At 41.8% G+C, this 22,414-nt stretch carries 18 protein-coding genes; 5 read left to right on the top strand and 13 right to left on the bottom strand.

Going from position 1 to position 22,414, the window contains the following annotated elements; all coding sequences use genetic code 11:
• The first annotated feature begins 14 nt into the window (after window positions 1–14).
• Window positions 15–2,111 carry a caspase, EACC1-associated type gene (locus tag NSTC745_RS27935; RefSeq protein ID WP_445633890.1) on the top strand — a complete coding sequence of 699 codons (2,097 nt, stop codon included), beginning with the start codon at window positions 15–17 and terminating at the stop codon, window positions 2,109–2,111.
• A gap of 597 nt (window positions 2,112–2,708) precedes the next feature.
• On the opposite strand, the gene NSTC745_RS27930 is transcribed toward NSTC745_RS27935, so the two are convergent.
• The 3 genes from NSTC745_RS27930 to tmk form a co-directional block, all read right to left on the bottom strand.
• The gene (locus tag NSTC745_RS27930; protein ID WP_445633889.1) at window positions 2,709–3,200 is read right to left on the bottom strand and encodes an orange carotenoid protein N-terminal domain-containing protein; all 492 of its coding nucleotides are present in this window, start codon (window positions 3,198–3,200) and stop codon (window positions 2,709–2,711) included.
• Between the two features lie 575 nt (window positions 3,201–3,775).
• The gene (locus NSTC745_RS27925) at window positions 3,776–4,570 is read right to left on the bottom strand and encodes a hypothetical protein (protein ID WP_445633888.1); all 795 of its coding nucleotides are present in this window, start codon (window positions 4,568–4,570) and stop codon (window positions 3,776–3,778) included.
• A gap of 110 nt (window positions 4,571–4,680) precedes the next feature.
• A complete protein-coding gene (gene tmk / locus NSTC745_RS27920) occupies window positions 4,681–5,316 on the bottom strand; it encodes a dTMP kinase (RefSeq protein ID WP_445633887.1) in 636 nt (211 codons plus the stop codon).
• A 469-nt stretch (window positions 5,317–5,785) separates the two neighbouring features.
• Here tmk and rnhA point away from each other — a divergent pair, with 469 nt between their 5' ends.
• Window positions 5,786–6,694, top strand: a complete 909-nt coding sequence (rnhA, locus tag NSTC745_RS27915; RefSeq protein ID WP_445633886.1) for a ribonuclease HI — start codon at window positions 5,786–5,788, stop codon at window positions 6,692–6,694.
• 245 nt (window positions 6,695–6,939) lie between these two features.
• On the opposite strand, the gene cruG is transcribed toward rnhA, so the two are convergent.
• From cruG to cruF, 3 genes are read right to left on the bottom strand one after another with little or no spacing between them, the layout of a single operon-like run.
• Complete coding sequence (gene cruG / locus NSTC745_RS27910) at window positions 6,940–8,166, bottom strand: 2'-O-glycosyltransferase CruG (protein WP_445633885.1); 1,227 nt, start codon at window positions 8,164–8,166, stop codon at window positions 6,940–6,942.
• A gap of 6 nt (window positions 8,167–8,172) precedes the next feature.
• Window positions 8,173–8,322: a hypothetical protein gene (locus NSTC745_RS27905; protein WP_445633884.1), complete on the bottom strand. Its 150-nt coding sequence runs from the start codon at window positions 8,320–8,322 to the stop codon at window positions 8,173–8,175.
• A 31-nt stretch (window positions 8,323–8,353) separates the two neighbouring features.
• Window positions 8,354–9,262, bottom strand: a complete 909-nt coding sequence (gene cruF, locus NSTC745_RS27900) for a gamma-carotene 1'-hydroxylase CruF (RefSeq protein ID WP_445633883.1) — start codon at window positions 9,260–9,262, stop codon at window positions 8,354–8,356.
• A 215-nt stretch (window positions 9,263–9,477) separates the two neighbouring features.
• Between cruF and NSTC745_RS27895 the strand changes: the two genes are divergently transcribed.
• Window positions 9,478–9,927 carry a hypothetical protein gene (locus NSTC745_RS27895; protein WP_445633882.1) on the top strand — a complete coding sequence of 150 codons (450 nt, stop codon included), beginning with the start codon at window positions 9,478–9,480 and terminating at the stop codon, window positions 9,925–9,927.
• A gap of 257 nt (window positions 9,928–10,184) precedes the next feature.
• On the opposite strand, the gene NSTC745_RS27890 is transcribed toward NSTC745_RS27895, so the two are convergent.
• From NSTC745_RS27890 to menH, 7 genes are all read right to left on the bottom strand, one after another.
• Window positions 10,185–10,958, bottom strand: a complete 774-nt coding sequence (locus NSTC745_RS27890; protein WP_445633881.1) for an MlaE family lipid ABC transporter permease subunit — start codon at window positions 10,956–10,958, stop codon at window positions 10,185–10,187.
• 1,159 nt (window positions 10,959–12,117) lie between these two features.
• Complete coding sequence (locus tag NSTC745_RS27885) at window positions 12,118–13,263, bottom strand: SpoIID/LytB domain-containing protein (RefSeq protein WP_445633880.1); 1,146 nt, start codon at window positions 13,261–13,263, stop codon at window positions 12,118–12,120.
• A gap of 312 nt (window positions 13,264–13,575) precedes the next feature.
• The gene (locus NSTC745_RS27880) at window positions 13,576–14,976 is read right to left on the bottom strand and encodes a glycoside hydrolase 100 family protein (RefSeq protein ID WP_445633879.1); all 1,401 of its coding nucleotides are present in this window, start codon (window positions 14,974–14,976) and stop codon (window positions 13,576–13,578) included.
• Between the two features lie 160 nt (window positions 14,977–15,136).
• Window positions 15,137–15,946 carry a glucose 1-dehydrogenase gene (locus tag NSTC745_RS27875; RefSeq protein WP_445633878.1) on the bottom strand — a complete coding sequence of 270 codons (810 nt, stop codon included), beginning with the start codon at window positions 15,944–15,946 and terminating at the stop codon, window positions 15,137–15,139.
• Between the two features lie 249 nt (window positions 15,947–16,195).
• Complete coding sequence (locus NSTC745_RS27870; protein WP_445633877.1) at window positions 16,196–16,852, bottom strand: methyltransferase domain-containing protein; 657 nt, start codon at window positions 16,850–16,852, stop codon at window positions 16,196–16,198.
• Between the two features lie 159 nt (window positions 16,853–17,011).
• A complete protein-coding gene (locus tag NSTC745_RS27865) occupies window positions 17,012–18,379 on the bottom strand; it encodes an APC family permease (protein ID WP_445633876.1) in 1,368 nt (455 codons plus the stop codon).
• A gap of 579 nt (window positions 18,380–18,958) precedes the next feature.
• The gene (menH, locus tag NSTC745_RS27860) at window positions 18,959–19,783 is read right to left on the bottom strand and encodes a 2-succinyl-6-hydroxy-2,4-cyclohexadiene-1-carboxylate synthase (RefSeq protein ID WP_445633875.1); all 825 of its coding nucleotides are present in this window, start codon (window positions 19,781–19,783) and stop codon (window positions 18,959–18,961) included.
• 514 nt (window positions 19,784–20,297) lie between these two features.
• On the opposite strand from menH, the gene NSTC745_RS27855 reads away from it, so the two are divergent.
• Window positions 20,298–20,765, top strand: coding sequence for a hypothetical protein (locus NSTC745_RS27855; protein WP_445633874.1), 468 nt, complete (start codon window positions 20,298–20,300; stop codon window positions 20,763–20,765).
• Window positions 20,766–20,943: 178 nt separating this feature from the next.
• On the top strand, window positions 20,944–22,386 hold the full coding sequence (locus tag NSTC745_RS27850) for an FAD-dependent oxidoreductase (RefSeq protein WP_445633873.1): 1,443 nt from the start codon (window positions 20,944–20,946) through the stop codon (window positions 22,384–22,386).
• Window positions 22,387–22,414: the final 28 nt, after the last annotated feature.

Raw genomic sequence — 22,414 nt, 5'->3', positions numbered from 1 at the left:
GGAAGAATAGCGACATGGCGAAAGTAGCACTGCTAATAGGAGTCAGTGAGTATGAGCCTGGTCTTACTCCATTACCAGCAGCGACAAAAGATGTCGAGGCGATGCAGCGAGTTTTACTACATCAAGATATTGGCGGTTTTGAGGATGTAACACTGCTGATAAATCCTCAACAATATGAGATGGGGGAAGCGATCGAGACTTTGTTTGCTAATCGTCAAAAAGATGATCTCGTGCTGCTATTTTTCTCTGGTCATGGCATTAAAGATGAAGAGGGTAGGCTTTACTTTGCTAGTCGCAACACCCGCAAAAATTCACAGGGGAAACTTGTTGAGACAACCGCAGTAGCAGCTAGTTCTGTGCATAAGTTCATGAGTAATAGTCGTTCTAAGCACCAAGTAGTCATTCTCGATTGTTGCTTTAGCGGTGCATTTGCTGAGGGAATGTCAGCTAAAGATGATGATTTTGTGGATGTTAAGAACCAATTGGGTGGAGAAGGGCGAGCCGTTCTCACATCTTCAACTTCGACCCAATATTCCTTTGAACAACAAGGAGCAGACACTTCAACTTACACTCGCTACATAGTTGAGGGGCTAGAGACTGGTGCAGCAGACAGGGATGAAGATGGTTGGATTTCCGTTGATGAATTGCATGAGTATGCCAGCAAGAAAGTACAAGAAGCAGCTCCAGCCATGAAACCGGAGATATATGCCATCAAAGAAGGCTATAAAATAAAACTTGCCAGAGCGCCCATTGATGACCCGAAGCTCAAATATGGTCGAGAAGTTGAATATTGGGTAAGAGACGGTGAGATTTCTAATATTGGTCGTACTGCTTTAGATAAGCGACAAAAGCAGTTAGGACTAGCATCTGAGGAAGCCGTTGCTAAAGAAGCTGAGGTTTTAAAACCTTATCAAGACTACAAAGAAAATTTACAGGAATATCAAAAGGTATTCTTCCAAGCAAGTAAAGGTAAATTTCCTGTTAATGAAAATACTCGTGTTGATTTAAAACGTCTTCAGCAAAATTTAGGACTTAGAGATAAAGATATAGCCTTAATTGAAGCTTCTCAAAAAATTAAGTTCAATCTAGCTCCTCAATCTATAGGAGTGTTAACTATGGGAATTCTTATTGGCGGTGTAACTGTATGGTTTATTAAGCCGGATAAAGAATTTACTCCAGTTACCCCGCCTGAACCAATAGTACTTACCAAAGAATTTGCAGAAGTTCCTAATGTACCTGAAGGAACATTTAAATACGGCGGTAGTACTTCTTGGGCTTTTATCTACCCAAAGCTAGAATCAGAAATTAAAAATGTTTATCCTAAGTTTGACATTAAAATAAGAAAAGACCTAGTATCAGGCTCTGGAACAGGTATCAGGAAATTAATAGAAGGCGGGCAGGATGGACTGGATTTTGCTCTATCATCCCGTGATGTTTCCTCAGACGAGCAAGACAAAGCTAACAGAAAATCTTTTAGTCTTAAAGCAATTCCAATTGCTAAAAGCGGTTTAGCAATAGCTGTTAATCCTCAATTAGCGATCAACGCTCTAACCAATGAACAATTGAGTGAAATCTTCAGTGGTAAGATTGATAACTGGAAACAAGTTAACCCTCTCATCGATATTCCAGTTAAGTTTTATGTGCGTCGTGATAATCAACAAAGTAATGAAGAGTTTAGAATAAGTTTAAAAAATATCGAGTATGGTAAAAACTTTGAATATGTTAAGTCAACTAGTGAAGCAGTCCAAAAAGTCAGTAGAGAACGTGGAGGAATCTTAGTAGGCCCAATCTCCGATGTAGTACCACAGTGTGGAATTAAGACTTTACCTATTATTAACGGGGAGGATAAAACTTTCTATCCATACCAAGAAAAAAAGTTTGTACCACTTACTCAATGTCGCCCTGGCAAGCGTAATCGAGTTAATATCGAAGCGATTTATAGTGATGAATATCCATTACCATTACGTGTTACTTTCTATGTAGTAGTTAAGCAAAATCGTCAAAGAGAACAGCAAGCTGGTGAAGCCTATGCTAATCTACTTTTGACAAAACAAGGTCAAGAGTTGATAAAAAGCGTTCAAGAAACTGGAAGTTTTGGCGAAAATAAATAGGTGCTAATACTTTACTGAAATATTATTACAAAACATCTACTGAACGCATCTAGTTTTTAATTTATAGCAATGGAATCTGTTCTCAAATCTGCTGTGTCCTAACTCGAATGGCAACAGCTATATAAAACATTCTAGTAATTTATTTACATTTTTATCTCGATTGAATATGTAATGTGTTGTTAAATTTTAAAAAAGAGTTGAATTATCGACGTTAAAAGTTTGACTATCTTGATTGTATCTCTATTAATATTGGGATGTTTTAGCTGTAAATAAAAAGCTATAAAAAGCAGAAGAATAATCTAAAGCCAACATATTTAAACCAACCAAAAGGAAGATTAAATCAACTATAATTGGCTTTAGCATATTGAATACAAAACAAAGGGCGTTACGACTTTAGGGTGCGACTAACCCAAGGACATAGAAAATCACAGAGTAAGAGTTTTAGTTTTTACTCTGTGTTTATTTGTTTATACCAAGTGCAAAAAATCAAAATCTCAGTTATAGCAGTTGGCAGGTAAGTTACGATATCAACCGAGCATAAAACCAGGAGACTAAAAGATTTTTAAGCCTATAGCCTGTTGCCTGCTATATAAATTGCTAAATTTCTGCGCCTGGTTTTGCTTCGGCACCCATTGGAGCAACGTAGTCACGGAAAAGAGTAATCTGTTGCTCAAAAGGTAATGCTTGAATTCTGCTAAACAGTGCTTGAGATCCTGAGCTAAGTTGATAATCGCTAGGTACACCAATGATAGTGCCATTATCCATACCTTGAGATAGTAAATACCAAAAAAGTAGCTTTGTAGTATCACCCAAAGAGCCATATTGGCGAGAAATTTGGGTATCAACTTTGTTAATCAAATCACGCTGAATTTGTAATTGTTGTTCTTGGGATAATTCTTGAACTTGATTAAATAAACCTTCAGCAATTTCCGAAGAAGCTGTACTAGCACCAGGGGCAGCTGGAGTAATTGAGTTTCCTATTTCTTCATAAATAAACCAAAACAAACCTAGCTGTTCATCTACATCTAATTGTCGCCAAGCTTCTACATGTTGACGGATAGTTGGATCGCCAGTTTGCGTGTATGTCATCGTTAACTCCAATTGCAATTAATCAGCTTCAGTGTTATTTGCAACCTTATCAAATCTAGATCTGGAGTTTGACCCTACTGAAGACAGATGTATTTGAATCACAAAGATGAGGAATTTAGAAACAAAATATAAATAAATTGGGGGAAGTATAAGCCAATACAGTTCAGTTAAACATTCTCTTTCCTTCTGTCTTCCGTCCTTGGCGGTAGCCTAACGGCGAGTCGCAAAGCCTCTACGATAAATTAGTTGGTCATTTTTGCGTAAGTCCTGCCAAAAAAATCAATAACCAATGTAGAGACGTTGCATTGCAACGTCTCAAGCCATATCGGCCTAAATGGCTAATCATGCTTGGCGATCGCTAATAGCCGAAATAATTTTTGGTATGATATATTACTTAATTTATAAAATAATTTTTCCCTTACATCAGCGATTTTTTGTTGAATAACTAGTAATTTATGAGCTACAAAAATTACATATCTTGCTCTTAAAATTAGGCAAAAGTTAGGTATTTTTTTGGAAAAATAACAATACGATCGTAGAATAAATCATCTCATTTTTTGATACAGTTATAAGTTTTAGATTTTGCCGAAAGCCTCTGAGCGTTTTAGAAACTGCCAAAAGTCGTCAACAACCGGACTGGTGCGGCGATCGAAAATCCACGAACGAGGCTGTTTCTTCCCAGCTAAATAAAACCAAGGAGAAGTTGCATACTTGGAAATGTATAGCACAATCTCGAAATCGAGACTCGCCGCACAAAAGTCAAACGCATCGCTGAACCACAAAACATTCAAGCCATAACTGCGTGCTAGTTCGGCTAGTTGAGAGGCTGCTTGGCAAGTGATGGAGCTGTAAGCTTTGATGTGCAGATGATTGGTAATAATGTAACGCAATCCCCGCTTGTGAAGATGTCCAACCCAACTTTCTGCCCAAAACACCTTAGAGTCAGATATCTGTGTGAATACTCGGCCTGCTACACCTTGGTAACATTCTAAAAAAAACTCTTCACAATCCATTCCAAAAACGCCCACAGCTAAACATTGAGACGGCGGACTTTCCCTGTCTTCCAACAGATAAGTATAGTACTGATATAAACTTTCTATATCCGGTGAAGCATCCTCCATAAAAGCACACCAAGGGACGCGTTCGCCCCATCCTGGTTGAGAAGTGTCCACAACGAACCCAGGAGCCGATACACCCATTTTCAACAGAAAATTATAATAATCTAATGGCAAAGTCAGTGCCGAGACTTGATAGACAAGCTCAGCAAAAGCATCGATCTGTGCTATCGAAGCCCCTTGAATTATCTCTGGAAAGTCTGGGCGGTAGCGGGCGATTAGTTGAATAAAGCCATCAATACTGCGATCGCACATATATTATGTCCTCTTAAAACTTATCATTTAGAGGGCAGGGAGCAGGGGAAAAGTGGCTTTTGGGATTTTTCTAAAGATGCAGTAATCATCTAATTTAGACGAGGATAAACTCACACCTGAAGATGCGATCGCAAAATTTCCTGAATTAGTTGTTCTACAGCCTGTTTACTCAAGCTACCATCTACCCGCACAATTCGTGAAGGATGCGATGTTGCGAGAGTTGCGTATCCTTGCTGAACGCGGCGATGAAAAGCAATTGTCTCTTGTTCAATGCGGTCTAGACTTTGCAGTGCAACGTCTTTACTTTTGCGGGACAGTCCCACCTCGACATCGACATCCAGCCAAATAGTTACGTCGCTTTCTAAGCCACCAGTAGCAATATAGTTGAGTTGATTGATTAAGCCAATGTTCAGACCTCGACCATATCCTTGGTAGGCAATGGTAGAGTCAGTGTAGCGATCGCATAAAATATATTTCCCAGCTGCGAGATTTGGCTTAAGTTCTTGTTCAACGTGTTGGGATCTATCAGCAGCATACAGCAACAGTTCTGTTACTTCAGCAACTGGTTTATCTTCTGACTTTTCTAATAGCAAGCGCCGAAGATCCAAGCCTAACTGCGTTCCTCCTGGTTCGCGAGTTACCACCACTGGATACCCTAGACTTTCCAACCACTGACAACAAAGCTGTATTTGGCTGGTTTTACCGCAGCCTTCCACCCCTTCAAATACAATTAATTTCCCACCCATGCTTTTTGCTGCAACAATAGCGCCGACTGTAAAATCCTAACCTGCAATTGCGATGTCTACGACGGGCTACGCCTACTACTCGACCAACCTAAAAATACTGGGTGGAGGCAGGCAAGAGGGCAGGGGAGCAGGGGAGCAGGGGAGCAGGGGAGATAAATTCCCCTCTGCCCCTCCGCACCTCTGCACCTCTGCTGACCACCATGCAAAGTTGTCTTGGCGGACTACTACGCTCAATCAAGAGGGCGTAGGGGGCGCGGTATTGGGTGTGGGGAAGTTTCAAACAAGGACGCTTTAAAAACACCTTGTTTTCGGTTAACAGCGATGTTTCACTTGTACGCATCTATTACTTATCCCCCTGTTTTTGGGTGAAGTGGAGGCATCGGTATCTTCTTCGCTATGTTAATCTTTATTAGCCTCCGCTTTCGTCGCTAATTCCCTTAGCGTTCTATGCTTATTGAATATCCAAACCATGTCCACCCATCCCACAATCCAAAGCATATACACAGACGGTGCTTGTACCGGTAACCCCGGCCCTGGTGGTTGGGGCGTTGTCGTTTACTTTAGTGATGGCTCAATTCACGAAATGGGCGATGCATCACCTCACACCACTAATAATAAAATGGAGATGCAAGCGGCGATCGCTGCCCTCCAATTTCTGCAAACATCTCAACAAGCTCAACCCATCACCCTCTATACTGATAGCGAATACCTCATTAACTGCGTTACCAAGTGGGTGAAAGGCTGGAAAAACAAAGGCTGGAAAAAGTCAGATGGTAAACCCGTCCAAAACCAAGACCTTTTAGAAACCTTAGATGAACTTAATAGCGAACAAGTAAAATGGCAATATGTCAGAGGGCATTCTGGTAACATAGGGAACGAACGTTGTGATGCGATCGCTCGCACCTATGCCAGTGGCAAAATCCCTTCCTTACAACAATTTTCTCCCACGAATCTTTATAAAAATTTACCTAACACAAGTGAAGCAAATGTAGCAAAAGTAGCTGATTATGACCAAAATTCTAGAATAATTAACCAAAATACACACCAAGTCACTACTTCTGCACCAAAAATAACCGTTATGGAACCATCAACTGGGCCAGCTACGGCCGCAACAGACGAAAAATCGCCAGAAATGAGGGTTTTGCAACTCCGCAATTTGGTCGAAACTCTGCGTATAGCTGACGAAATTTCCGAAAAAGGCTACTTAATTACCAGTTCCGAATTAGCAGATTTAATGGATGTCCACGCCAGTGCTGTTACCAGTAGAGGGGATCAGTGGCGCTGGCGAAATTGGATAGTCTCACGCGTGCGCCGTGAAGGAAACCAAATTCTTTGGGAACTAGAACGCGGAGATAGAGTGGGAGGGGAAGAGGAGTAAGGAGGCAGGGGGCAGGGGAGACAAGGAAGTGTGGGGAGTGTGGGGAGTGTGGGGAGAGAGGGGGGATGGGGGAGTGTGGGGAGTGTGGGGAGAGAGGGGGGAAAGATTTTTTCACCATCCTCCCACACCTCCCACACCTCCCACACCTCCCACACCTCCCACACCTCCCACACCTCCCACACCTCCCACACCTCCCACACCTCCCACACCTCCCACACCTCCCACCCCCCTCTTTGCCCCATGCCCTACCCATCACTATATTTTCTTCCCCGCCATTCGCGTGGGGTGCGGAATGCAGATAAGAAGATTCGTAGCACCGCTAGGGGATCGGCGAAAGGTGAAAGCCAGAATAACCAACTGCCTTTGGCAGTTTGGCGATCGTAGGAAGGTGCGATCGCTAGTAGCATACCAAAGCGGATCGCTAGCAGGAATAAATTCAGACCCAATAAAAGAAGTGAGGGGGTGGGTAGAGACGCGATTAATCGCGTCTGTACTGAGTGCGAGACTAAAAGAGAAATCAACAAGTAGGTCAAGATTATTAAAAGTGGTAAACCTTGGACTGCAAACAGTAGCCACAAATCTCCCCACAGCTGAGGACGAGAAGTTGCATCTTTGAGGTCAAGACTGCGCCCCCATTCCTTCCACGTCTCCATCGCCCCTTCATACATCCGTACTTTTAGTACTTTTGCCCCATCTAAAAAGCCGACTTTATAACCTCGAACAGCAATATTTCGTGCCAAGGTGACATCATCACAAAAAGAACTACTGGCGCTGCTGTAGCCGCCCACAGTCGCTAAAACCGAACGACGACACAAAAAACACTGTCCATTTGCCATTACCCGTTCCGGCTGCTGTGTATTGATACCAGCTGGGTCAAATCGGTAAAGCAAAGTCATCAACAAAGCCGGTTGTAGCCAGCATTCCCCTGGATATTTGAGGATGAATTGAGGTGAAAGGGAAACTAAATCATAACCTTCTGCTTCGGCTGTTTGCATCAAGCCAGCAACCAAACCAGAATGCGGTTGAATATCAGCATCTAGCCCCAGAAACCACTCACTAGCTTCTGAGCTATGTAGAAAACCATTATGTAACGCCCAAGGACGCCCCACCCAACCAGGGGGTAAAGGGTCATCTGTCATCAAGCGAAAGCGCGGATCTTTTTGCTGCATCGCTTTTACCAAATCGGGAGTACCATCACTGGAATTGCTATCTACAACAACAATTTCCCGAACTTCGTAGCTTTGCCGACTCAAACCAGCCAAAAGAGGGCTAATACGAAGCGCCTCATTCAGCGTAGGAACAACAACGCTCACTTTACCCAACAGTTCTGGCGTCGGCTGTTGCGGTTTTATTGGCGGATGGCGTCTTGGCCCCTTTAGCAGACGCGAAAGTAAAATCGCCGTTGCTGGTAATTGGATAGCTAGCAATAACAGGGAAATGGAACTTTCTATCAAGGTATTGTCATTAGTCATTAGTTATTAGTCATTGGGCATTGGGCAAGCAGGAAGTGTGGGAAGTGTGGGAGGAGAGGGAGGTGTGGGAAGTGTGGGAAGTGTGGGAGGTGTGGGAGGATGGTGAAAAAATCTTTCTCCCCTCTCCCTCGTCTTTCCATCTCCCCATCTCCCCATCTCCCCATCTCCCCATTCCCCATCTATCTGGTTATTTCAAAACAACTTTAACGCTTGCTGCTGAGGCTTCTTGAGTTACTGGTTCAATAGCAATTTGAGCGGGTGTGGTTGAACTTCTCAACCACAGCGCCACGGCGGGAACTACGCCTAGTACTGAGCCGAGTAACACAGGGATGAAGAACCCACCTGCTAGGCTGAGTCCGGCTGCGAAGGCAAAGTTACTTAGATAAATTGCTAAGGGAAGATTAAGTTGCGATCGCTGTAATTTTATCGAAGTTTTTCTCCACAATAAACCTGCGATACTCATAAACACTGCACTAGTGCCAAACCAACCTGCATAGTTCTGGTAAGGTGTTCCAAAGAAATCTCCTGGTTGTTCCCAATACCAAAACGGTAGAGAAGATTGACTCATTGCCGGCTCAAGGGCAAAGTCCCAGCAAGTGAACAGCAAGGCACCAACGACTATAGCAGCAATATGGCGTCCCAAACTCGGTTTTTGGGCCACCTGCAAACCACATCTGGCAATTAAGTAAGACGACAACCCAACATAAAACCAAGACAAAGGAATTGTGAAAGGAACTAACCCACCAATTTTGTAACCTAAGCCACTCAAATAACCATAATCGCCAAATGGAAAACCTGTGCTGGTTCCCAGCAATTCACTTCCCAATGAGACAAACATAGCTGGGAGCATAAATGCCAGCCAAGTTCCTAATCCCAGCGTCCGGTAGGCATAAATAGAAACTGCCACTGTTCCGAAGATGATATCAACCACACCGCCGCTAGCCATACTTAATCCTATGGCACTTTCTCCAACCTGGGATAAGTTTAAAATTATTTCGGGATGAGGTAAGACCAGTAGCATCCCTGCTAGTCCAAAAGCCTTTGACAAGATATGAGCAATAAGGCATACGCGCTCAGCAATAACAAGTTGTCTCATAATTATTCCTTAACTAAGATGTGACACGCGGCTACTCAACTGCTAACAGTTTACAAATCTTTATCAATATATTTAACTACTTTGTGCTGTAATTCTCCACAAACTTGTTTGCCTTGCTTGGCAAAAGCATGGCAGGCTATAAGTGAAACTAAGTCTCTAGTGACTCGACTTAGCGATGAAATAACGCTTTAGCCCTGTACTGGCAATATCAACCCATGTCAATTTTGAAAAGAGTTCCTTGGGTGTCCCTAGCGGTAGTGCTGCTTAGCTACAGTACTTTGGGCTGGGTAATATCTGAAACACATCCTCCTATGTTTGTCTGGTCGGCGATCGTAGCCGGTATCTTGCTGTTAATACTAACTTTGACAACTCCTTGGCCAAAGGTGACATATTACTACACTCTTGTCTTTGAATCAAATGTCAGAGCTTTTGGCGTTGCCGTGTTAGCAGCTTTCTTGTTCTTTATTATGCTTGCTTGGTTTAGGATCTTTCTTGATACCTTACTGATTATTTCGGCAACTATATTAGTCAGGATAGACTTTCAAGTAGCCGATATCAACAGGAAACTAGGTTTTTGGAGTGCGTCTATCGCTTCATTGACAGGTTTGGTCTTGGGTATCCTCATCTACAAGTTAGTAAATTCTGAAATTTTACTAAAATTATGAAATAGAGAGTCTCATCATTCCTGAAAACAGCCTTTACACTAAGGTTTAAGATTTAGATTAGACCTCTTGCAATCAATTGCTTTTTGCACTCTTGGGGAAAAGGGAAAAGGTTAAAGGGGAAAGGGACAATACAGAAACTTTTCCCCTTCCCCTTTACCCTTTTCCCGACTTATGCAATAAGTCTATTGTATATTTCACTTTCTTTGAAATATCCTGTAAAATTCCCAACTTCTGATAAAAGTTGGGAATTTTATTGTTCAAAAATCAATGCGTTCAAACAGCAGCACAGACACAAAAAAATCCATGATAAAAATTGACACCCAACTAGTAACAACTGCTTTTGTTGCTGATTCTCCTACTTCTTTTGCTCCTCCCTTAGTAGTTAATCCCCAACTACAGCCAATAACAGCAACTAGTACCCCGAAAATAAACCCTTTGAGTAAAATAATGAACAAATCTGAGGGTTCTAAAAAATCTCTGACTGATTCTAAAAAAATTTCTGGAACAACTTCGTAAAACTGCCATGCGGCAAAAACTCCGCCGATAATGCCCATAACTAAAGCAAAAACTGTCATTAAAGGCACCATCAAACAACAAGCAATTACTCTAGGAAGTACTAAATAATCAATGGGATCGGTTTTGAGCATATAAAGTGCATCAATTTGCTCCGTGACTTGCATCGTACCTATTTCGGCTGCAAAAGCAGAACCTACTTGTCCAGCTATAATACTAGCGGTCAAAATTGGAGCCAATTCTCTGCAAAAAGCCAATGCAAAAGCACCTCCCACAACATCGACCGCACCAAATCGCACTAATTCTCTCGCTGTCTGAATAGTAAAAATCATTCCTGCAAAACCGCCCACAAGCAAAACTGGGGAAATAGAATCCGGCCCAGCGGTCACCATGTGTTGCATAATCTTGCGGTAGTAGGTTTTTCCCTGGAGTAAATGCAGCCAGACTTGACCAAAGAGCAGTATTGCTGCAAAAGAGCGTACAATCCAATATTTTTCAAAATTTGTTTTTGGTTGCAATTGAAAAAGTTTGAAATTTAATAATATTTCCCATAATGTAATGTTAATAATCGTTTATGAACAGGATAAAATATATTATTTTTGTGTTACTATTAATACTCTCGTTTTTAGTAGCATTTCCGGCTTTTGCATCTGTGTGCCGAAATTATAGCGGCCATCGGATTTGTATTCTCAGTATTAATCGCAGTGCTAAAAACTATTGGGAGTACAGGGCGTCTGTAAGTGTAGATGGAGTAAAAACGCCTATTCAGGTCTACAATTGCCGCCAACGAGTTAAGATTCAACAAAATGGAAGTGTTTTACCTTTTGAGCAAAAAAGCGCTGGTGAAATGATATGCAGCTTTTTTAATTCTTCTGGGCGCTAAACACTCGCCAGATAATCAAGACCGTAAAACCTAGATAGGCTAGTACAGTTAACCATTCTTGCCAGCTACCGGATATCTCGTTCATCAGCAAAAGCCAAAAATAAATATTTTTCTAACAGGGAACGGGGAACAGGCTTAAAAGATGTAGTTGCTCTCAAACCTGTTTAATTTTACTTTTTACCGAGCACTGTTTCGGTGAAATTATCAAATACTGTTTTTTTGTAACCCTGCGTCTTCTGCAAACTGTTAGTTGCCTGCTGTATTTTGCTCATCGGGTTGGAGATCAAAATTACTCTAGAAATTTTTTGCTAATTTTCCGGAACCAACAATACTAGACTGGTATTACATATCAGAGCATCGATAATTATACTGAACTTCTATAACTAACCTACGGGGAATATAGCCCCATTATTTCAAAAGCCCGGTTATTAAAACCGGGCTTTTGGTATTTAATACACTCATTTAAAAGGGAACAGGGAACATCTCGTAAGGTCACACATCTAGCTGTGAACCCTAGACAATAGACAAGAGTGCAAAAGTACTTTTTGCACTCTTGGGGAAAAGAGTAAAGGTTAAAGGGGAAGGGGACTTTTGCAGAACATTAGACCTCTTGCATAAATCAAAAATAAAGCACCCCACCCCGCATTTGCTGACGCAAACGCTCCCCTCCCCTTGCTAAGGGGAGGGGTTGGGGGTGGGGTGTTAGGGACTTTTGCAAGAGATCTATTTTCCCTTCCCCCTTTCACTTTTCCCGACTTATGCAAGAAGTCTAATGGTTCAGTACAACGGTGGGCTTACTTCGCCTGGATTGGTGTTAGAGCTACACCTTTGTAATAGTGGCCCAAGATTTGCAGGTGGTTCACTCCTTGACGAGCCAAATTGTATGCTCCCCATTGACTCATGCCTAAAGCGTGACCGAAGCCAAGTCCTTGGAGGACAAAACTACCATCTGCTCCTTTGGAGACGCTAAACCGAGTGCTTTTGAGTTTGAGCGCTGTCCGTACTTCTTCGCCCTGTAAGACTTTCGTGCCCTTGTTACCGACAATTTTTAAGACTTTGACACTCCTAAAAGGCGAAAATGTTTCTGGGACGATCGCCGTTACACTGCCTACCTCAGGAAATTTAGAGCTAATTTCACTAGGCGAGAAGCTTTTGACCCAATTACACTCGCTGATATTTTGGTCGTAGTCTTGAACAGCACGTAGGTAAGGTAAGTTATTTCCCCAAACATCTTCTACATTTTCGGTATGTCCGCCAGAACAAGCATGGAAAACTGAGAGAATAATCTTGTTTTTATAAGTTAGTACTTGCCCTGCTGTTTCATCGACTGCTTTGTAAGTCGCAGGAGATTCGCTAATTACACCTTTGTAAATTTGCCAGCGATCGGGGGTGTTGCCTAAATCGTAAACGGGATTATTCCGCTGTTTTTCTCGTTCGTAAAGGGCATAGGTACGGGCTGCGATCGCCTGGGCTTTCAAAGCTTCTTGCGGCCAACTAGCATCCATTTCACCACCGAGGACGCTGTAAAGATACTCTTGGTCATCAACCCAGTTCACAGCAGTTAAGCCTTTTTCTGTGGGGACAACCAAAGTTCTGCCGCGATACCAGCGATCGCCAATGTAAACAAATCCTTTACCTGTCGGCTCAATCCAAAATAAACCAGACTGCCATTTATCTAAAGCCACCCCGCCAGGAACCGCTTGAGCATAAAACGCACTCATGGCCGGCAATTGTCCCAAAGTCCGGCCAGTACTATCCTTAACGATTCCAGTTGTGGAACTGCCGACTTTTACCTGATTGACTCCCCTCTCAATTGCTACGCGCAAGATTACTGCCGCTTGAGATGGGGCAACCAAAGCTATCCATAAGAAAACGCTTATCCACCAATGACGTATTTTAATCTGGGAAAGTAAAGAGCCTAAGTAAAGTTGGAATTTCATGCTGGTCATCTAAACATCACATTAGTATTGGTTTGACGCTCTCGATTATGGCGTCAACTACTTTAAGATGAGACACTTCTCCAACGCAGGAGGTTGCCACCTCTTACTAATTATGCATTTAGGTTTAGCTATCAGATGGCAGGCCATAACAAATACTTGCCAAAACATTACAGCTTTTAGCAATATCTTTATTTTCGGAGCGGATTGTGTACGTGTTTGCCGTACCCTCCAGGAAGGAAGCTAGCAACAGCATCCCTTTTAGGGGAAGTTGAAAGCGGCAAAAGCCGACGCAGCACTTTAGCAAGCAGAGTACTAAATGCTACAACCAGGGCCTTCAAGACCTTCTGGAAAACTGATTAATTCCAAGTAATGAGGATTTGCTAGGAATTGTTTGGCTGCTAATAACCCAGCAATGCTCCAAGTTTGATAAATTCTGGCTTCTTTGCCAATCAAACGACCATTGTTGCCATCGTAGTATTCTGGGAATTTATCTTCAAATAAACGACTTTCGGCAATGGCGATCGCTTCTTGGGCAAGTTCTGTCCTACCTGTTTTCTGTGCCGCAGCGGTAAATATCCACAATAAAACAGGCCAGTTACCACCGTTGTGATAAGACCAAGGAATGTTCTTAGTGTCACATCCTGTAACAATTCTCCACTCTAAACCTTCCAAAGCTGGAAAGCAGATTTTAACAGGCATGTAGCCAATCAAATTTTCCCAGCGTTCGGCAAACAAATTCATGATGTTTTGAGATTCTTTTTCGCTTGCCAAGGAAGCTAAGATTGCCATCAAATTTCCCAAAGTAAAAAAGCGAAAATCCATTCGTCCCGGCCCCAAATTTCCGGCTAAATATCCTCCAGTTTCGGGTAACCACTCTGTCAACCAGCTGGGAATAGATTCGGAATGAATGTTGAATTTATTCGCAACTTCTTTTCCAAATTCGTTACCTTTGTAACGATAAATTTCCCGCAATCGCTGTACGTCTAGCCAGTAATAATTGCGGATATGATATTTTAAAGCTCCCAATCGCCGATTCACTTTGCCCAGATAATCACCATTGCCATCTGGTAAAAGTAATTCCTTAGCTGCCCTCAAGGACGCATAAAATAATACCTGAATTTCTAAAGGATGTTCGTAAACTCCCAGACGGCGGTCAATCATACACGCGCCATCGGGAACTAACATTGTTGGGTACATAGAAAAGCGATGTACCAAACAAAGATCCAAAATTAACTTGATTCCTGCTTGAAAATCTGGCTGACGCGCTAAAGCCAAATCGCCCGTAGCTTTTTCATAAGCCCGTAAAAGCAAAATCCACCACATACAAGAATCAACTGGAGGTACGCGGGCTATCGCTTGTTCGCCAAAATCAGCAACTAAAAATTCCTCACTTCCTATGGATTGGACTTTGAAACTGGCAGGCATTAACCCTGCTCCCGGTTCAAAGCAATCCATCTGCTTTTCATGACTTTGTAATTTCAGTGTTTCTATTAAAAAATTGCGGACAATATCTGCTTTGCCGTGCATCAGAAAAACTAAAGCAGAAGGCACAAAATCTCGAAGAAAACACTGGTCATAATTGAGTAGATCTGAATGTGGATCGTGAGCGGCTACCGTACCGATGGGTTTTCCTTGATAATAAATTATTGACTTTTCTAGAAATTTCCAAGCTTCTGCTTCTAGCAAACTCTTATTATTGCTCGTGCCAGTCATAGGTGTCTAATTCCACTAATGGGATGTATAGCAGTTGAAGCAGAATTTAAGGCATAAATCGATCTAAAAGCTCTATATCAAGAGACTTTCGCAAGCCTGTTGTCTATTGCTTGTTCCCTGCTATATCGGCTCAATTGTGGAAAGCACGCCAACTGAACTTTTAAGCCGACCAGCTTTCGCGGAAATCAGCATACAGAGTCAATCCACCATCGACAAACAGCGTTTGTCCGGTGATGTATGCGGCTTCATCAGAAGCTAAAAAAGCCACTGCGGCTGCCATTTCTTCAGTAGTGCCAGCCCGCCCCATTGGGATGTGACTTTCCACGATCGCCTTTTTTTCAGGGTCATCTGTCCAGGCTTGATTGATTGGTGTGATTGTCGCTCCGGGGGCAACGGCGTTAACACGAATACCTTGGCTAGCGTATTCCAATGCTAAACTTTTGGTCAGATTTTCCATCCCGCCTTTGCTAATAGAATAACTGATATACATTGGTCGAGGAATAATTTCGTGAACGCTGGAAATATTAATAATTACTCCCTGACGATTAGCAGACAGTAGGTGTTTAATAGTTTCACGGGCGCACAGATAAGCACCCCGGAGATTTACTGCAATCACTCGATCGAAATCTGCTGTGGAAACTTCATGAGATGGACTTTCTATTTGGATACCAGCATTGTTGATGAGAATATCTAGACTGCCAAATTCTTTAACAACAGTGTTGACCATCTCAACAATGTCTGATTCTTGAGAAACATCTCCCTGAAGCAGCAACGACTTCACACCACAACTTTGAATATCTCCACAAGCTTGTTGCAATGCCATTTCTTGCGTTTGTGCTGCTGCTTCAGGGTCTTTGCGGTAATTGATAGCGATATTGCACCCTTCTTGAGCAAGTTTAATGGCGATCGCTTGACCGATACCTGATGTTGCACCTGTAATTAAAGCATTCTTTCCTTTTAACCCTATCATATTTTCTCACTCCAAGGATTTTAGATTTGAAATTTTAGATTAAAAGTCTTAATTACTAATTTGTCAGTTAGGATTCCAAACAATAAGCAGATGGGCAAAAATAGTTACAGCCATTGCGAATAATCGCAATGACATTGTGTAATAAATTATGTCCGGCTACTGTCTCAATTTTGGTATCAATTAAAGAATTTTGGATTTTGATTTTAAATTATTTATTGAATTCAAAATCCAAAATCTCAAATTAGTACACTATCGCAAATTCGCTGGTACTTCTTTGGGAACTACCCAATAGTAAACAGTTTTGCCCTCTACATTTAGCGTTTGCTGTGGTTTCCACTCTCCCATATCGAAGGCGTGGGAAACAATGCGAGTACCAGGTTTGAGTTGTTTTAGGAGTATGGGGCGGAGTCTCTCGTTGATTTCTGGTAATAGGTAAAGCGTGACTACCGTTGCCTCACTAAAATCAGTGTTAAATAAGTCCTGCTGAACAAACTTAACGCGGTCTGTGACTCCTGCTTTCTTGGCATTTTCATTAGCTTCTTTGATGCGTTGGGGGTCAATATCTATGCCCACACCGCGGGTACCAAAATTTTGTGCCGCAGTAACTACAATTCGCCCGTCACCACTGCCAAGGTCGTAAAGTACATCGTTTTTGCCCACTTTTGCCACTTTTAACATTGCATCCACCACTGGCTGTGGAGTTGGCACATAAGGAACATCACCAGGGCGTTCTTGGGGTTGAGATGTCGGCGTAGCTGCGGGAGTTACTGTTTCAGTCTCAGCCGTTAAAGTAGAAGGTTGTGTCCCGGCTTCCGAATTTTGCTCTTGTGGAGTACACCCAACAATTCCCAAGCTGGTAATACTAACTCCTGTAACCAGTAAAAACAGAATTTTTTTGAAGTTCATGAATTTTCTCCTTTGTGAATTGTTATTGGGCATGGGGCATGGGGTATGGGGCATGGGGAAAGGGAAAAGGGGAAAGATTAAATTTATTCCTTTTCCCTTTAACCTTTAACCTTTTCCCCTGCCTCCCCTGCTCCCCATCTCCCCATCTCCCCTGCTCCCTCATCTCCCCACATCCCCCCGACGCCGTTGATTATTCCAGAGCAACAGTGGAATACCTGCGGCGACAACTAAGACACCTACGATTGCTCCGACGCCTGTGTAAACTAAGCTGGAATACAGTAAATAAGCGCAGACGGCGCAAAAGAGTAATGGTGTGAAGGGATAAAATGGCACGCGAAATGGACGCACTATGTGGGGTTCCCGCATCCGCAAGACCACGAGAGATGCGCCTGAAAGTAGGAAGAAGAACCAAAACACGGGGGCGGTGTAATCCACCATTGTTTCAAAGCCTTTGCGGGTGAGTGTGCCTAAAACAACTAGTGCTAAGGCGATCGCAGCTTGTAACAATAAGGCATGGGTAGGGCTGCTAGGACGTTGCTGCCAGCGTCCCATAAAACCAAATAGGGAAAAGTCTTGTCCCAGTGCGTAGTTGGTACGCGCTCCAGTAAAAATTGTGGCGTTGGTTGCCCCTAAGGTGGCGATCGCAATCAGGATGCTGATGAATAAGGCTCCCGGCGTACCCCAAAGCGATCGCATTAAGTCTGCGGCTACTGCTTCTGACTGTGCCATGTTGGCTAATCCCAGTCCCCGCAGGTAAGCCAGGTTGATCGACAAGTAAATGGCGGTGATTATACTAATACTCCAAACGAGCGATCGCACGATGTTCCGCCGTCCATTTTGAATTTCTGCCGAAATGTAAGCGGCTTCATTCCAACCGCCGTAGGATAGCAGCACAAACACCATCGCTAGTCCCCAAGTTCCTGATGATGCAGATTCTACAAGGGGGGTATTATTCGGAGTGGCACTCAGCCCAATAATTACTACTAGCAATAAACCCAAAACTTTGGCAACACTGAGTAAGTTTTGCGTCCACTTACCTTGTTGCAAACCGACGATGTTCAAAGCAGTTAAAAGAGCGATCGCTACTGCTGCATAAATAGATGATGAAAATGTGCCCAGCCGCCATATTTGTGAAACGTAATCGCCAAAAACAAATGCTAAAAGAGCAATGGAACCAGTTTGAACTACTGTCATCCGTGCCCAAGCAAATAAAAAGGCGACTCCTCGCCCGAACGCACGTTTCAAATAGTAATAAGCACCTCCAACATCAGGGTAAACTGTTGCTAATTCTGCATAGCATAGCGCTCCCACCAGAGATATTACACCACCGATGAACCAAAAAAGTAGCACTGCAATATTACTACCCGCTTGATTTGCTACTAAAGCAGGGGTTTCAAAAATCCCCGCACCGATGACAATACCAACAATCAAAGCCACAGCATCTGGTAATGTCAGTGATGGCTTGGGTAATGCTGTTTCAATTATCTCTGTCCGATCGAGCAAATCGTAGTCTTCAGGTCTACTCACATTAGTTCCTCATTTAGTGTTGAGCAGCGACTTTTTGCTTTGTTTCATCAAAAATTACCTCAAATAATCAATTCGATTGAGATAGGAATATAAACTTATAAGCTATTACGCTTTTAAATTGCACAGTTAATCATCGTGTTGACTGTTGATAGCTAACAGTTAACCATCGTCAACACAAAAAATGTGCGGCGTTAGATGCGTAACACTTTATCCATATCTCCACATAAAATATGGTTAAATATAAATGTGACGCAAAAATGACAATCTAGATAATCAATAATTACTAATTTATGATTATCAGCCAATACAAAAGTATGATAGTGCCAGCTTTTTTACGGCATTACCAATCCTTGCATATTAGTTGACTCAGTTCTTCTAAAAGACTATAAAAACTCACTCATTAAAACCTCTTCCATGAGTGCGATCTAAACTAGACTACAGGAAGATTAAGGAGCTAACTAAAGAATGATTGACTAATGGCGGGTAATCGTGCTTACTTCGATAGAAGGGCTAGAGAGAGCGATCGCTGAAGGTATAGACAAGAAGCAACAGGCAAAAGTCAATAGGTAATTAGTACTTTTAAAGCAGATTAGTAGAATTAAAAAACTCTTTTAGAGTTTTCACAAAGGTCAAAGTATTTTCAAAGTGAATATTATGTCCAGCATTATCAATTATTCTTAGCTGAGTGAGTTCGCATACTTTAGCCATTTCTATATTAACATTTACAAATTTTACATCATATTCACCAACTAATAAAAGCATAGGAATTGTATTTTTTGCTAGCTTAGGCCACAAATTAGGCTGGCATCCAGTACCCATGAAGCGCAGCGATTTATCTAAATCTTGCGGATTGTTCTGCGAGCGATTTTCTACCATTTGGTCATATTCTGGATGTTTTTTTATATAACCAAAAATCGCTTGATTATACCAATTGGACAGAAAATCAACAAAAGCAACTTTACTAGTAATTCTTGCCAATTTCCTGCCTATTTGTGTATCGCGCTTAATTCGCTCTAATCGTTCTGTTTCTGTTGCCAAACCTGGAGAAGCTGATTCCAGTATCACTTTGAAGAAACGTTCTGGAAAATGCAGGACAAGGTATAAAGCTAATCTGCCACCCATTGAATAAGCAACTAAAAAGCATTGAGGAATTTTTAATTTATCTAATAAGTTAATTATGGCTTGGGCAGTGTTTGGCATTGAATAGTATTCATCCCCACCCAAAACTTCGGTTTTGCCGTGTCCGGGTAAGTCAAGTGTTAAATAAGAAAATTCATCACCTAATAATTTAATTGCTTCATCAAATTCATCAATGTTACCCATGAAGCCGTGTAGAAAAAGAATTACTGGTTTATCTTTTGAATTAATTAAAGAATAGTTAAAATAATAATTTTCTAAAACCATAATTTTAGTATTTTGATTAATCAAAATTTACGAGATACTATCTGAGCTTATAGGTTGAGTAAATTGAGACTCATAAATTCATTTTCGCCAAGAGATAAATAAAACACTACTGAAGATAGATGAAATCAATACACTATATAGTTTATACAAATATTGGCATTCAAAAAATGCTAATCAATACTAACTTTTGTTAAAAAATGAGTATTAATTAAAAAATTTATTTTTGAGTAGTTAATATGTATAGTATTAGTATTTGATTGGGCGATCGAAACCTGCTGCCATATCAAAAAGGGTAATTTATCATTGCTGAGTATTTGCTGTGAGCAAGTACAGCAGATTTTAAGTTGATAAAGTACACAATCTAAATTTCAAACCTGGGATAAATCCTGTATTAGTTCTGAATTGTGCTGTAACTTCAAAAATCAAAGCGGATTTTTGTATGAAGTTGATGTTCGCTGTTGATTCTAACAGGTGTAAATAACTATAAATTTTCTAATCTTTCGAGGCAAAGCCAATGATTCACCACATTTCTATTGCAGCAAATAACCCCCGTCATGTTGCTGAGGTTTTAGCTAAACTATTGGGCGGAAAAGTTGCTCCATTTCCTTCCCATCCTGGAAGCTATGTAGCAATAGCTATGGATGAGCAAGGCACTTTAATTGAAGTTTATCCACTGGGAACTGAGTTAATTCCTGGCGATGGCGAACAACAAGTTAAATTTCGGGAAAATAAGAATTGCAGCCAATTTGATGCAGTCCACGCAGCGGTGAGTGTGCCTGTTAGTAAAAAAGAGATTGAAGAAATTGCTGCTAAGGAAGGATGGCGGGCACTGCATTGTAGCCGAGGTAAATTTGAAGTAATCGAATTTTGGATTGAGAATCGCCTAATGATAGAATTGCTCAGTCCAGAAATTGTGTCTCAGTATCTCAATTTTCTTCAAAAGCAAAACTTAGAAAAGTTTTTTGCTAGCACTGTTGCTTAGGCAATTTAATCAGCTTGAATTCAACAGTCAAAGTTCGATAGTAATAATAAAAAGCTATTTTTTGAGCTTTGACTTTTGATTATTTGTATATTCATCAACTGCAAAATCTATGCAAGCGAGTAAGTATTAAGCTAAGTTAAGTGTAGAAACATAACAATAAAGCTAAATTAAGTCTCAAATGTTTGATTTAGAAATTTCTACAGCTAAAGAAAACAAAGCTATTGTCATTGGAGGAAGTATTGCCGGACTGTTGACAGCTCAAGTACTAACCAAGTACTTCGATCGCGTGACTATTGTAGAGCGCGATCGCTTTCCCGAACAACCAGAACAACGTCACGGCGTACCCCAAGCTCATCATGTCCATGTTTTACTCATTCGGGGTCAGCAAATTTTAGAGCAGCTGTTTCCTGGCATCATTGCAGAATTAACTAGTTCAGGGACACCGATTGTAGACTCCATAGCAGATTGTCCTTGGTTGGGTTATAACGGTTGGGCACCACGCTTTTCTTCTCATTTAATCAGCTGCGCTTGTAGCCGTAATCTTTTGGAGTGGACTATCCGCCGTCGGTTGGAAGGTAATCACCGGATTGCATTTGTGCAAGCAGCACAGGTAACTAACTTAGTGTCTAACCCTGACAAAACCACCATTACAGGAGTACGAGTCAGTTTTCGCAACGAACCCGAAGCCGAAATACTTGCTAATTTAGTCGTAGATGCTAGCGGCCGCAATTCTCACACACCACAGTGGTTAGAGGAATTGGGTTATCAGCCACCGCAACAGACAGTTGTCAATTCTTTTTTAGGCTATGCTAGCCGCTGGTATCATCCTCCTGAGGGTTTTCAGGCAGATTGGAAGATTTTGCTGATTGCCGCAAAACCACCACATAACACTCGCAGTGCTGTGCTTTATTCAGTTGAAGGTAATCGTTGGATTGTCACACTCGCGGGTGTAAATCGAGATTATCCACCAACTGATGAAGCTGGATTTTTAGACTTTGCTCAGAGTTTGCGATCGCCTATTCTCTATCAAGCCATAAAAGACGCTCAACCCATCTCGCCCATCTACGGCTATAAACGCACAGAAAATCACCTGCGTCACTACGAAAAACTTTCTAGATTGCCAGAAGGTTTGATAATGGTAGGTGATGCCGTTTGTGCCTTCAATCCCGTTTACGGTCAAGGTATGACCACCGCTGCTTTGGGCGCTTTGACTCTAGATGAATGTTTGAGCAAACAATTATCTAAGCAATCCAACGCTAATTTAATCGGTTTTCCACGATATTTTCAAAAGGAACTAAGAAAAGCCATTTCTGTACCTTGGTTGATGGCTACAGGCGAAGACTTCCGCTGGCCTGCTACCGAGGGAGGAAAACCCGATCTAATTAGCAAATTTATGCAGTTGTATATGGATCGATTATTACTGCTGCAAGCCGAAAGTGCAGAAATTCATCAGCTTTTCTTAGAAGTGATGAATTTACTCAAGCCACCCAGCGCATTTTTCCAGCCACATATCCTCATGCAGGTTTTAAAGCAGATAATCAATTCGCGTCCTCAATCAGATGAGTTTATTGATGGAGAAAATATTCCCGAATATCAGTCTTTGGTAATTCATAATTCGTAATTACCGACTCTCCATTTTTAACTCTCCA

Source organism: Nostoc sp. DSM 114161, assembly GCF_052692665.1.
Note: the sequence above shows the minus strand (reverse complement) of the source record. Positions and strands in the feature narration are given on the sequence as shown.

What these genes read in the sequence shown, in the direction of transcription:
- NSTC745_RS27935 (WP_445633890.1), top strand. Translation starts at nt 15, where the DNA reads ATGGCGAAAGTAGCACTGCTAATAGGAGTCAGTGAGTATGAGCCTGGT.
- NSTC745_RS27930 (WP_445633889.1), bottom strand. Translation starts at nt 3,200, where the DNA reads ATGACATACACGCAAACTGGCGATCCAACTATCCGTCAACATGTAGAA.
- NSTC745_RS27925 (WP_445633888.1), bottom strand. Translation starts at nt 4,570, where the DNA reads ATGTGCGATCGCAGTATTGATGGCTTTATTCAACTAATCGCCCGCTAC.
- tmk (WP_445633887.1), bottom strand. Translation starts at nt 5,316, where the DNA reads ATGGGTGGGAAATTAATTGTATTTGAAGGGGTGGAAGGCTGCGGTAAA.
- rnhA (WP_445633886.1), top strand. Translation starts at nt 5,786, where the DNA reads ATGTCCACCCATCCCACAATCCAAAGCATATACACAGACGGTGCTTGT.
- cruG (WP_445633885.1), bottom strand. Translation starts at nt 8,166, where the DNA reads ATGACTAATGACAATACCTTGATAGAAAGTTCCATTTCCCTGTTATTG.
- NSTC745_RS27905 (WP_445633884.1), bottom strand. Translation starts at nt 8,322, where the DNA reads ATGGGGAGATGGGGAGATGGAAAGACGAGGGAGAGGGGAGAAAGATTT.
- cruF (WP_445633883.1), bottom strand. Translation starts at nt 9,262, where the DNA reads ATGAGACAACTTGTTATTGCTGAGCGCGTATGCCTTATTGCTCATATC.
- NSTC745_RS27895 (WP_445633882.1), top strand. Translation starts at nt 9,478, where the DNA reads ATGTCAATTTTGAAAAGAGTTCCTTGGGTGTCCCTAGCGGTAGTGCTG.
- NSTC745_RS27885 (WP_445633880.1), bottom strand. Translation starts at nt 13,263, where the DNA reads ATGAAATTCCAACTTTACTTAGGCTCTTTACTTTCCCAGATTAAAATA.
- NSTC745_RS27880 (WP_445633879.1), bottom strand. Translation starts at nt 14,976, where the DNA reads ATGACTGGCACGAGCAATAATAAGAGTTTGCTAGAAGCAGAAGCTTGG.
- NSTC745_RS27875 (WP_445633878.1), bottom strand. Translation starts at nt 15,946, where the DNA reads ATGATAGGGTTAAAAGGAAAGAATGCTTTAATTACAGGTGCAACATCA.
- NSTC745_RS27870 (WP_445633877.1), bottom strand. Translation starts at nt 16,852, where the DNA reads ATGAACTTCAAAAAAATTCTGTTTTTACTGGTTACAGGAGTTAGTATT.
- menH (WP_445633875.1), bottom strand. Translation starts at nt 19,783, where the DNA reads ATGGTTTTAGAAAATTATTATTTTAACTATTCTTTAATTAATTCAAAA.
- NSTC745_RS27855 (WP_445633874.1), top strand. Translation starts at nt 20,298, where the DNA reads ATGATTCACCACATTTCTATTGCAGCAAATAACCCCCGTCATGTTGCT.
- NSTC745_RS27850 (WP_445633873.1), top strand. Translation starts at nt 20,944, where the DNA reads ATGTTTGATTTAGAAATTTCTACAGCTAAAGAAAACAAAGCTATTGTC.